General features: G+C 32.9%; 11 protein-coding genes. 2 read left to right on the top strand and 9 right to left on the bottom strand.

Translation table 11 applies throughout. From position 1 onward, the window contains the following. Positions 1-390: 390 nt before the first annotated feature. The 7 genes from HOO91_20755 to HOO91_20725 form a co-directional block, all read right to left on the bottom strand. On the bottom strand, positions 391-1,527 hold the full coding sequence (locus HOO91_20755) for a hypothetical protein (GenBank protein NOU19996.1): 1,137 nt from the start codon (positions 1,525-1,527) through the stop codon (positions 391-393). Further along, entirely contained in the window at positions 1,520-2,911 is a 1,392-nt protein-coding gene (locus HOO91_20750; GenBank protein NOU19995.1) for a radical SAM peptide maturase, read from the bottom strand. Before HOO91_20750 ends, HOO91_20755 begins: the two co-directional genes overlap by 8 nt. Before the next feature lie 324 nt (positions 2,912-3,235). Then, complete coding sequence (locus HOO91_20745; GenBank protein ID NOU19994.1) at positions 3,236-3,427, bottom strand: hypothetical protein; 192 nt, start codon at positions 3,425-3,427, stop codon at positions 3,236-3,238. Between the two features lie 285 nt (positions 3,428-3,712). Beyond that, entirely contained in the window at positions 3,713-3,904 is a 192-nt protein-coding gene (locus tag HOO91_20740; GenBank protein ID NOU19993.1) for a hypothetical protein, read from the bottom strand. A gap of 290 nt (positions 3,905-4,194) precedes the next feature. Then, complete coding sequence (locus HOO91_20735; protein NOU19992.1) at positions 4,195-4,386, bottom strand: hypothetical protein; 192 nt, start codon at positions 4,384-4,386, stop codon at positions 4,195-4,197. Positions 4,387-4,658: 272 nt separating this feature from the next. Then, positions 4,659-5,702 (bottom strand): phosphatase PAP2 family protein, encoded by a 1,044-nt coding sequence (locus HOO91_20730; protein ID NOU19991.1) that lies wholly within the window; start codon positions 5,700-5,702, stop codon positions 4,659-4,661. Further along, positions 5,693-7,615, bottom strand: a complete 1,923-nt coding sequence (locus HOO91_20725; GenBank protein NOU19990.1) for a sulfatase-like hydrolase/transferase — start codon at positions 7,613-7,615, stop codon at positions 5,693-5,695. Before HOO91_20725 ends, HOO91_20730 begins: the two co-directional genes overlap by 10 nt. Before the next feature lie 221 nt (positions 7,616-7,836). Between HOO91_20725 and HOO91_20720 the strand changes: the two genes are divergently transcribed. Further along, positions 7,837-8,739, top strand: a complete 903-nt coding sequence (locus HOO91_20720; protein NOU19989.1) for a YegS/Rv2252/BmrU family lipid kinase — start codon at positions 7,837-7,839, stop codon at positions 8,737-8,739. A gap of 126 nt (positions 8,740-8,865) precedes the next feature. Continuing rightward, positions 8,866-9,477: a fumarylacetoacetate hydrolase family protein gene (locus HOO91_20715; protein NOU19988.1), complete on the top strand. Its 612-nt coding sequence runs from the start codon at positions 8,866-8,868 to the stop codon at positions 9,475-9,477. Here HOO91_20715 and HOO91_20710 read toward each other — a convergent pair. Together HOO91_20710 and HOO91_20705 are read right to left on the bottom strand one after the other, a co-directional pair. Then, positions 9,467-10,750, bottom strand: coding sequence for an NAD(P)/FAD-dependent oxidoreductase (locus HOO91_20710; protein ID NOU19987.1), 1,284 nt, complete (start codon positions 10,748-10,750; stop codon positions 9,467-9,469). The two genes, HOO91_20715 and HOO91_20710, sit on opposite strands and share 11 nt — an antisense overlap. A 16-nt stretch (positions 10,751-10,766) precedes the next feature. Next, positions 10,767-11,627, bottom strand: a complete 861-nt coding sequence (locus HOO91_20705) for an HD domain-containing protein (protein ID NOU19986.1) — start codon at positions 11,625-11,627, stop codon at positions 10,767-10,769. Positions 11,628-11,643: the final 16 nt, after the last annotated feature.

Below are 11,643 nucleotides of genomic sequence, written 5' to 3'. Positions count from 1 at the left end.
CTCCAAAACTTCTTTTACCACATTTTTCTTGAATTCGTCCGTGTAGCGGTTTACTGTTCTCATGTTAATCCTGTTTTAAGTTGACATTTTGTTTGGTTTTTTGTCAACCTATTTTAGGACAAGACATGCGCTGTTATACCCCCTTTTTTTAAGGGGGAAGGGGGTTTTTCTTGTGGCAGAACAAACACCAACCCCTTGAAAAGAGGCTATAACAGTTACTACAACATTACTCTTTATTTCTCAAAATCATTGTTAAAGTAATACCCAATTAGCCCTCCTTCTTAAGGAGGGTTGGGAGGTTTTATTATGAGTTTGTAGTAATGTTTTTTGATTGATAGGTTAAAATATATCGCAAATTGCGATATTGATGTAAGGGTTTACTAGCTAGGTTTACATGGTTAGCACATTGCAAAGATTAAATTTCTTTATTTGTAGTTCATTCTCGGTAATTGGGGGACATAAGTTTTTGTACAAACACGCTTTGCATGGCATTACATTATTTCTAGTAAAAAACCAGTAGTTCGATTTGCATAATGCATCGAATATAATTTGTTTCAGGTTTATTTCATTATCTAAGTTTGCAATTGCTTTAGTGCTATTCTCGCAGCTATAAATAGCATTATCTTTAATAACTAGTTTTCCGAATAAATTCCTGTTCAGCATTTTGTTTGCATCGTAATTCTGCTTGGTTAGCTTAATCTCCTGAATATCCTCTTCGTTTAAATATATATTTTCACTTAAAAAGCTAGCATCAGCTTTTGAGTAATCAATTTCGAAATCGTATTCAATATTGTTTGAGATTTTATTGAAATAGTAGTTGTACTCTTCTTCATTTGATATTTTAAATTTTAGCTTGATGTTTTTCTCCTCCATAATTTTTTCGGAGAAATCGAAATCTGCTATTATTACATGCAAAGAGAATATCTGATTGGATTTAACATCGGGTAAATTGTTTATAAAAGAGTAGTACTCCTTGATATTAATATCGATATAGGTCTTAATCTTGGCTGTTTTTAGAAATGATATCAATATTTCAACCGCATCTTTATTTGTAGAATACGAATCAATTAAAATATTTATCTTCTTTAAAGAGCTATTTTCAGCATCACGGATTAGCTGAATTATTTTATCAATCTTTATAAAGTCGTTATTCTTAAAATGGATAGATATTTCGAGCAAGTTCTCAAGAATATCAGTTCCCTGATCGCGGTAGGGTATTTGCTTAAATTTCCTAAGGTTTCTTTGGATATTTATGATAGGGTAAAGGATTAATGGCTTATCAGTAGAGGTGTAAATACCTCCAAAAAAGTTATCTTCAAATTTACCGATAAGGGATTTATACTCCTCTTCATCGTTATCAGTAATTTTTGTTGAATAATCATTTTGGGATATTCTTTTTATCATTTCATACTCTTTGCCTTCAAATAAATATTTCTTTGAATCGAGTGTGTTAAAAATGAGGCATCTTTTCTTCGAATGATTAAAAGTTATCTCAGCGTAGGGATCTAAATACAACCATTTATGCATAGAATATCTCTTTTAATATTTTTTTATAAAACTTTCTTTCTTTTTTTAATGCGCTCAAATGGGTAGAAATTATTTGGGCTGATTTGCTTTCATGCTTATAACCATGGCAGGTAAGTTTATCTTTACCCAAGTCCAGATTAAATACACACTGCATACATTTATCGGCATAAAAGCACTGATTGCATTGGCTATCCCAAAGGTTATCGTAAATGCCATTCATGCGGCTAATTATTCCCTTAAAATCAATAAAAACATCGGTCTCGGAGATGTAACCCATTGTTGAAAATTCATCGGAAATTCTTTCGCAGGGTAGTATTTTTCCTCTTGAGGTAATAAATATCTTTCTTGAAAAAGGAATGCAAGTTCCTGTAGGTAGATATGTGCTGTTGGCAGAGACTTCAAAGAAATCGATATACTTTTGGTAAACATTATTAGTGTAAACATGAATAAATTTTGATACTTGCCCAATTACTGGTGTTTCAACAGAAAGTTTATCGCGAATAAAACGATAATCTTCGCTTTGGTCTAAATCCTCGTTGATATTTTTATATTTCTCCCAGAACTCATACTTTTTATCCTCGTTTATTCCAGATGTATTCAACTCCGAAAGTTTTGTGTGTTTGCTATACCTATCATTAATAAAGTTGAATGCTTCGCTTACCGAGTTTCGGTTATGGATAACCGTATTAAAGTCAACACTTCTTCTAAAAAATTCGGGATAATTATGGTATACAAAATCAATGTTTTCGATAATCTCATTGAATGCATCTTTTCCGTTGGGGTATACCCTATATGAATTGTTATCTTTATTACCATCCAAGCTTACAAGTAACCTGAAATTGTTCTCGGCAAGGAATGCGATATGCTTTTTTAGGAGCAGCGCATTTGTGGTCATTGCAAACCTTGGATTGAAATTATCGTTTTTAATTTTATTTACATAGTCAACAACGGATTTTATAAACTCAATATTTAGTAATGGTTCACCCCCGTAAAAGCTTATTGCAATAGTTTTATTGAGTGATCTGTTCAGGTTTTTATTTAGAAATTCATTGATATAATTTAAAAAGTTGATTGCATAAACCAGAGGTAAGTTTGTTTTTTCTCTTTTCGAATTCTTTCCACTGTACAGCTCCCCATAACCACAATACTTGCACTCTAGGTTGCAGTTCTCAGTTACTTCAAATACAACTTGTAGTGCATTTGCCAGAGAGTCTTTTATGTGATCCTCGGTAAACCTCCCCGAGAGTTTTTTCTTTTTGTCTAGCTGTTTATAAAAGCCTACGCTCCTTAAATATTCCTCTTTTTTATTTCTACTTAGCTCATTTTGTGGTTGCAGAACAAAGTATCTGGTTTCGTTGTCGTAGAAAAATTCTTCACTTATCATAATACAATTTTTTAATAATATTAAATTGTGAATTGCGGTTCAAATTAGGAATAGTTGAATAATTATTTTGAAATAAGTTTATGTTGATATTTTTATCAACCAACCCCAGCTAGCACTTAATTCTTCTTTAACAGATTTGAAATAAACTTGATTTTCTTTGCTTTTTTACCCCAAACCCTAAAGGGAGAAAGCAAAAAAATCAACCCAATTCCTTTAGGGGTAGGGGTAAAATTGGGTTGATTTTTCGTGTTATAAGCAATCTGTTAAAGTAGAATTAAATGGTTTTTATTATTTAATACCGAGGTTGGTGATCCATTTAAACAATTACTCCCCAGTCTTTATGTCAAATCGCGAAGGTGTGTTCTCTGCAACTTCATTAGAGAACATGTCATCCCCTCCGCAAAAGCACTGATGAAGAGGTCCACAACCGCAGAATAGAAATCCACCTTTGATTTTCCTTAATTCATTCACATCAAATCGGGTTGATGTAAGTCTGTCTAATTTTAATTTTTTCATAATTAATTAATTTTAAACATATTTTTCAGTAAGCATTGCCCATTACTGATTGGGTTTTCCTGCTTTGAGGTATGGGAGAGTTTTAGTGTAATCTTTTACTTTAGATAAATATTCAAGACTAATCTATATAAAATCTATTAATTGGACTGAGCTGTTGTTCAAATAAGGTATAGTTCAATATATTTTTTGAAATACGTTCATGATTAGATTTTTATCAACCAACCCCAGCAAGCACTTAAATAGTTTATATTATTTAATACTGGGGTTGGTGATCCATTTAGACTATTATTGAGCAGTCTTTATGTCAAATCGCGAAGGTGTGTTCTGTGCAGTAGCATCAGAGAATGAGTCTTCCGATAAGCAATAGCACTGATGAAAAGGCCCACAAGCACAGATTAATAATCCACCTTTGATTTTAATTAATTCATTCACATCAAACCGGGTTGATGTAAGTCTGTCTAATTTTAACTTTTTCATAATTAATTAATTTTAAACATGTATTTCAGTAAGCATTGCCCATTACTGATTGGGTTTTCCTGCTTTGAGGTATGGGAGAGTTTTAGTGTAATCTTTTACTTTAGATAAAGTATTCAAGACTAATCTATATAAAATCTATTAATTGGACTGAGCTGTTGTTCAAACAAGGTATAGTTCAATACTTTTTTAAAAATAAGTTCATGATTAGATTTTTATCAATCAACCCCAGAAAGCACTTAAATAGTTTTTATTGTTTAATGCTGCTGGGGTTGATAATTCAGTTGGCACAATTAATCAGCAGTCCTTACGTTAAACCGCGAAAATTCGTTATTTGCTGCTGTATCAGAAGCATCGTCAAAACTTCTGCAATAGCAAGGATGCATGGGTTGACAAGCACAAATTAATATTCCACCTTTAATTTTAATTAATTCATTCACATCAAACCTGTTTGAAGTGAGTCTGTCTAATTTTAAATTTTTCATAGTTAAAATTTTTCATAATTTTTACCTACTCTATTAAGGCTTTTCGGTAATCGCCTATTTGTTATTATGATTAAAATATTGTATTATATCATTAATGCGCAATAAGAATTTAATATAAAATTAAACAATGTAAGTTATGAAAAATATAAATAATAGTTATAAAAAATATATATTATTTAGACTATAAGAAGAGATTAGTAAGAAGGTAGATTGAAATTTACGGAAACAGAGTTTCAAGTTAATGATTAATAGGCAATAGGGCGGGAATTTTATTAAAAACTAACCCTATAGCTCATTCCAAAACCATTCTCTCCAATTAGTATTGGGGTAACTGAAGTTCTTACCAAGGAGTTTGAACGTTTTTTATGAATAACTTGCTGACCATGCGAAAGTGCGATTTTACCATAAACATATCCAATTGCAATGGCTAATGGATAATCGCTGACCCAATGAACGCCATTATTCATCATAGAATATCCTAATACACCCATCAATGTATAACCAATGGGTTTCACATAACGGGATTCGGGGTAATTTCCCGAAATAATTGTAATTGTAGCCATTGCTGTAGCCAGATGGCCAGAAGGGAAGGCATCAAAGTAGGGAACATGCTTTTGGTAGTAGCTAGGATTTGGGAATGGTTTCCATTTTCCTCCTGGAGAAGAAGCAACAAAAGGGCTTTCACGCCCTGTAACTCTTTTAATGAATTGAGTAGTGATAGCTAAAGTTAGAAACATTTCAGCTAGTTCCGATGAGGTTTGGAGCGCACGATAATCTTTTGCAAAACTACCGTAGCTATAAAAACTACCTGCAATAAGTATACTTGGCCAGCCTTCACCCAGAAAGTAGAATCCAGAATTTAAGTTTTGAGGAATATCAAGCACAGGTACCCGAAAGCCACCTAATTTTAAAGATATCGCATTAGTGAATTTCCTTTCTGCATCAAGGTGAATAAACCTTCCAAATTGCTGAGATGCGTCAAGAATTTTTTGATCCAACGCAACAAGAATAGCGGTACCGCCTATTAGCATTCCTAATTTTGGCAGGTTCTTTTTTCGAGTACTAACCTTACAAAATTCGGCAATATTTCTTGGAACATATCCAATAAATCCAAATGAACTTGGCTTGTAGAATAATAGTGATTTCGACGAATCAATATCTACAACCTGTGCTTTAACTAATACGGAGGTATCTCTTTTAGGTTTATATACCAAAGTATCCCTCTTTTCAGAGGCATTGCTTGTTATTTGAATAATGAAAATAAATACAAAGCCAATAATAATTCTTTGTAAGAAGTTGCTGTTATTTATTCCCATCTATCCAACTTTTTCTTATAAACGTAATTCGAAGATTGGTAGTAACCTACAGCATCTTTTAGTAGCTCATTATCCGCAGGAATATCAAGCATAACTCCAGTTAATCTGTTAAATTGATAATAACGAACCTTCTGCTGTGGGCTTAGAATGACTATTTTATCATTCTTTATAAATCCTAACTTTTGGTAATTTGCAATAAAAGCTCTTTCCTCAGTTGGTGTCATTTTAAAAATATCTTTTCCAAAGAATTTGCTTTTATATGTCCAATTTAGCATGCTAAGCAAAGTAGGAGCAACATCAATTTGACTTGATAATTTATCGATCCTCTGAGGAGGACAAAGTGTTGGATTATATATAATAAGAGGTATTTGATACTCAAGAACAGGTAACTCGGTTTGTCCCGCACTTCCCGCGCAATGATCAGCCATTATTACTATTAAAGTATTATTAAACCATGGTTTCTTTTGTACCTTACGAATGAAATCGCCAATAGCATAATCGGTATATTTAACTGCACCTTGACGATTTGCAGGCGATATAATATCAATACGCCCATTAGGATAGGTAAATGGTCGGTGATTTGAGGTTGTCATTACAAGATTAAGGAAAGGTTTTCCCGATGCAAAAGATAGATCTGCTTCCTTTATAGTTTTTGATAGTAAATCCTCATCGCAAACTCCCCAAGCATTTTCGAAGTTAATTTCATTATCTTCAAAATCACCTTTATCTATTGATGTATATCCATTCTTTTCATAAAAGGAGTTCATATTATCGAAATAACCGTTGCCACCATATATGAATTTAAGTTCATACCCACGAGCTTTGAAAAGATGTCCAAGCGAGAACATATTACCATTATTTGGACGCTTAATTACACTTTGCCCAGGCTTTGGCGGTGCGGAAAGAGCTACTGCTTCAAGCCCCCATATGGTTCGTGTACCCGTTGCATAAAAATTTGTAAATAGTATTGAGTTATTTGCGATTGAATCAAGATATGGCGTAATTTTTCCCTTCTTGCTGCCCATATATCCCAAAAATTCTCCACTTAAACTTTCAACAGTAATGAAGATTACGTTATACCTCTTTTCCTCTCCTTGATTTGTAACTTGCTGGGAAATATCAGTCACATTATCACTAATGAATTGGCTATTTTCACTTTTAATAAGTGAACGTAAATTGGTGAAATTCTCCTCAGTAGGTTTCTTAATATAAAATGTTTCGTAGTCGAGTTCATTGTTTATGAAAGCAGCAAAAATGGAATGCACCCCATTTTTTGATAATTCATTATTGTACCTATTTTCAGTTTTTTCAGCCCAGGTATTATCTACAATTATAAATGATAGAATAGGTAATACTAATAGAACTATTCCAGTTGTTAGGCGTCCTTTGAATTTAACTTTGCTATTTAATGAAGGAGAAAGCAGGTTCTTCTTTATCACTAAATACATTATGGCGGAATCAATAATAAAAATTGAAATAAGAAGTAGGGGTAGGGGATACGATTCACGAATATTTCCGATTACTTCTGTTGTATAAATAAGGTAATCAACAGCAATAAAATTATAACGCACACCAAACTCTTCCCAAAAAAAGTATTCGGATACTCCATTAAAAAGCATTATATAAATTGTGATAAATAGGATAAAATGCCCTAGCCATCTATTTATAATAGAATTATACAGTTTGCTTGGAATAAGTAATAGGAATAGTACAAAAGGTATCATAAAATATGAAAAAGCTACTGTGTCAAAGAATAGCCCAACTCCATATACTCTAAGGAGACTGAAAATGCCAAGATTCACCTCGTGGAACGACATACTTAGTAATACAGTACGAGAGATAAATGAAGTAATTATAAAAAGTACATACATTAGCAGTATGCTTCCATACCTATTGCCGAGAAGTTTTTTCATATATAATTATGATTTGTAGTAAAACTTTTAATTATGTAGTTGTATACCAGATAATAATTGAACGGCAAATATATAATATTTATTCATTTCTTTTCTCCTTCCAATCGAATCGATTTAGAAGATTTGATTCATTTTTTCTTTGTATTTTATAAAATAGTTTTTTAATTATCGCATCGTAAATTACCTTTGGCGGAAATAAATAAATTTTATAAGGAATTGATATGATGCAAACAAATAATAAAGAGAAAATAATCTTTCTTATCAACCCAATTTCAGGAACCAAAAAGAAAGCGGATTTACCTAAAAAAATACTTCAGCTAATTGATAAATCGATGTATGATGCTGAAGTTTATATCACGAAATATAAGGGAGAAGCAACAGAAATTGTTCCACAAAAAATTGCAGAAGGTTATTCACGATTCATTGCAGTTGGAGGCGATGGAACCGTTAATGAAATAGCCAAAGCATTGGTTGATACCAATGGAATTTTGGGTATTGTTCCTATAGGATCAGGAAATGGACTTGCTAGACATTTGAGAATTCCTCTTGATCTTAAGAAGTCGATAGAGCTTATTAACACAGGAAAATGTGAGGCTATTGATTATGGTAGAGTTAACGATGTTCCTTTTTTCTGTACATGCGGGGTTGGTTTCGATGCACATATTGGGCATAAATTTGCTGAAGCTACGGAGAGAGGCTTTATTACATACCTCAAAACCACTATAAGGGAATTTTTTAGCTATAAGGCAAAAAAATACAAACTAAAAATTGATAAAACATTAAAACTTAAGTCACGTGCTTTTCTCATAACATTTGCAAATGCCTCGCAATATGGTAATGATGCATACATTTCGCCTAAAGCGGATATTCAGGATGGAAAATTAGATATTTGTATTCTTTCACCTTTTAGATTGTATAGAGGCGTAAGCATTGGTATTCGATTATTTGCTAAAACAATGGATCGTAGCCCTTTAATGAATACAATGCGGGCTGAAAAAATTGTTTTAAAGCGTAAAAAAGAGGGTGTTATCCATTTTGATGGTGAACCTTGTGTGATGGGAAAAAAATTGAAGATTAGTATTGTTCACAATGGATTAAAGGTGATGTTTCCTAAAATAAATTGAGGATAAACTTCTATTTGTTAATGTGAAATAAAAGGCGGGGGAGTTGGATGTGTTATATTTTAAAAATTTTCATTGGGACTATTGGCAAATTCTAAGATAACAATCGATTAACCTAATTCTATACCTATGAAAATTATATGTATTGGTCTAAATTACATGGATCACATTAGGGAAATGAATAACCCTATTCCACAGGTTCCTGTTTTTTTCCTAAAACCTGATACCAGTTTAGTTAGAAACAATAACCCTTTCTTTTACCCTGAATTTACTAACGACTTACAGTACGAATTAGAGGTTGTTTTAAAAATCAATAAGTTAGGTAGAAATGTTAGCGAAAAATTTGCACATCGTTACTATAATGAAATTGGCCTAGGTATAGATTTTACCGCTCGCGATTTACAACGACTTTGCAAGGATAAGGGTATGCCTTGGGAAATGGCAAAGGCTTTCGATGGATCAGCACCTATCAGTAGTTTTGTTCAAAAAGATCGGTTTGAGAATCTCAACAATATTAATTTCAAACTCGAAAAGAATGATTTGATTGTTCAAAAGGGTAACACTAATGACATGGTCTTCAAATTCGATCATATTATCTCCTATGTCACTAAATTTATTACCCTAAGAACAGGAGATCTTATTTTTACTGGAACTCCTGTAGGAGTTGGTCCAGTTAAAGTAGGGGATAGGTTAAAGGCCTATTTGGAGGATGAGCTAATGCTTGATTTTTTTATAAGGTAGACTCTAATACTTTTTTTGCAGCGGAGTTACCGGCAAGCCATCCTGTTGAAAATGCAATTTGGAGATTGTAACCTCCTGTATTACCATCAACATCAATTACTTCTCCTGCAAAATAGAGATTACTTACTAATTTTGATTCCATCGTTTTTGGATTTATCTCTTTTATTGATACACCTCCAGCAGTTACAATTGCCTCATCCCAACCTCTGTAGTTTGTTGCTTCAATACGAAAATCTTTTAGTAAGTTGATAAGATTTTTCTTATCCTTAATATTTAATTGATTTACAGATTTTAACGGATCGATGCACAGAATTTCAATGAAAGGATCAATTAGCTGAGAGGGGAGAAGATCTTTAAGCAGTGTCGCAATATTCATTTTGCTTGAATTGGCTATTTCCCTTTGTATTCTTGATTCGATTTTTTGATGATCCAATGCTGGTTTAAGATCTAATGATATCTCAACCTTTTTTTTATTAATTAATGAATCAACAATTAACCTGCTTAATCGCAATATTATAGGGCCATCTAATCCGTATTCAGTAAAAGAGAGTTCCCCAAATTCACTAATACTTTTTTTTCCATCAATCCAAAGTGTTGCATTAACATTTCTAAGATTTAGAGCTATGGCTTTATTGTAAACCGTTTTAGTTTCAATCCCAACCAGTGATGGACGTAAATTTTCAATTTTATGCCCAGCTAATTTTGCGAATTGGTAACCATCCCCAGTTGAACCAGTCGCAGGGTATGATTTACCTCCAGTTGCTATAATTACACATTTGCTATTGACAGTATTAACCAATCCCGATTTTGTATTTTTAACCTTTACACCTTTTATTATATGTTCATCAACTATAATATTTTCAATTTGTGAGTTATTGTAGATTTCAACGTTCAAAGATTTTACCCATTTAATAAGTGCTTCGGCAACATCCCATGCTTTTTCGCTAGTGGGGAACACACGTTGACCTCGCTCTATCTTTGTATCAACCCCCATTGTTTTTAGTAAATCCAAAATATCTTGGTTGAAAAAAGAACCAAATGCTTGTCGTAGGAAACGAGGCTCAGGTGAAATCTCTTTAAGATATTCTTCTAAAGATTTCATATTGGTGATATTACACCTCCCTTTTCCAGTAATTCTTAGTTTCCGGGCAGGTTTTTCCATTTTTTCTAGGAGAACAACTTTTGCACCAAGCATTGCTGCACTTCCTGCCGCAAGTAAACCAGCTGAGCCAGCACCAATGATGGCAATATCATAGGAGTTTTTCAAAATAATTTGCTAAGAAGGGTAATTAATCAAGTAATAATGCCGATGTCACCTCAAGTTCATTTCTAAGTTTACTAAAATACCAAAGAGGATAACCTTTAGTATTTATTCTTAGAGTTTCTTCGATGGTTTCATCTATTCCTAACCTTTTTTCAACAAGACTTTCTTTTAATATCTTAAAAACAGTGAGTTGGCTATCTGGAATTTCAGTCTTTTGTGAGAAATAACCGTCAAGTTCAGTGAAGAAATCGAAGGTTTCTTTATACCTTATCTTTTGCCTTTCCGAGAATTTAGGAAGACCCGAGTAAGTGCTTAAAAAATTAGAAAACCTATTTTTTAAATTTGTTGTAACCTTTTTAGGAATTTCAGAGTCTGGAATTCCCCTCTTTAAATAAATCTCAATATATCTAAAAACTCCTATATAACCCAAAGCATCAAGATCATCAGCGGCTGAAACAAGCCTCAGAATTGTTTTCATTGTATAGGGGGTAACAGCCGAGATTTCCTTTTTCGATTTATCGTCGTGTTTTTCAATAACATCAAGTACTTCTGATAAATCAGGAACCTGAAAGTTATGGTTGTTTTTGAAGAAATCTTCACAAATCTTTCGACCTAAAAAACCATGTTGTTCTCCAACATTCAATGTTAGCCCTGCATCGTGAAAGAAACAGGCAACTATTGCCTTATCAATAGAATCGTGAGTGGTTTTAATGCCTGCCTTATGAAGTTCTATAAACAAACCTCTGCAATGTAACCAAACTCTTAAATGATGCTCTGCATCGTGTGAAGGCAAATGTGTATTTTGAAATAGGGATTTACTATGCTTATATAGCGGTTTAAGCCACTTTTGCTCAGAACTATTTATTTTTTCGAGTAGAAGTTCCATTAAAATTAGTTAGTTA

The sequence above is a fragment of the Bacteroidales bacterium genome, assembly GCA_013141385.1.
Taxonomy (GTDB): Bacteria; Bacteroidota; Bacteroidia; order Bacteroidales; family Tenuifilaceae; genus UBA8529.
Note: the sequence above shows the minus strand (reverse complement) of the source record. Positions and strands in the feature narration are given on the sequence as shown.

Bases quoted from the DNA above. Each gene is read 5' to 3' on its own strand.
- HOO91_20755 (NOU19996.1), bottom strand. From the start codon at position 1,527: ATGCATAAATGGTTGTATTTAGATCCCTACGCTGAGATAACTTTTAAT.
- HOO91_20730 (NOU19991.1), bottom strand. From the start codon at position 5,702: ATGGGAATAAATAACAGCAACTTCTTACAAAGAATTATTATTGGCTTT.
- HOO91_20715 (NOU19988.1), top strand. From the start codon at position 8,866: ATGAAAATTATATGTATTGGTCTAAATTACATGGATCACATTAGGGAA.
- HOO91_20740 (NOU19993.1), bottom strand. From the start codon at position 3,904: ATGAAAAAGTTAAAATTAGACAGACTTACATCAACCCGGTTTGATGTG.
- HOO91_20705 (NOU19986.1), bottom strand. From the start codon at position 11,627: ATGGAACTTCTACTCGAAAAAATAAATAGTTCTGAGCAAAAGTGGCTT.
- HOO91_20750 (NOU19995.1), bottom strand. From the start codon at position 2,911: ATGATAAGTGAAGAATTTTTCTACGACAACGAAACCAGATACTTTGTT.
- HOO91_20745 (NOU19994.1), bottom strand. From the start codon at position 3,427: ATGAAAAAATTAAAATTAGACAGACTTACATCAACCCGATTTGATGTG.
- HOO91_20720 (NOU19989.1), top strand. From the start codon at position 7,837: ATGATGCAAACAAATAATAAAGAGAAAATAATCTTTCTTATCAACCCA.
- HOO91_20735 (NOU19992.1), bottom strand. From the start codon at position 4,386: ATGAAAAATTTAAAATTAGACAGACTCACTTCAAACAGGTTTGATGTG.
- HOO91_20725 (NOU19990.1), bottom strand. From the start codon at position 7,615: ATGAAAAAACTTCTCGGCAATAGGTATGGAAGCATACTGCTAATGTAT.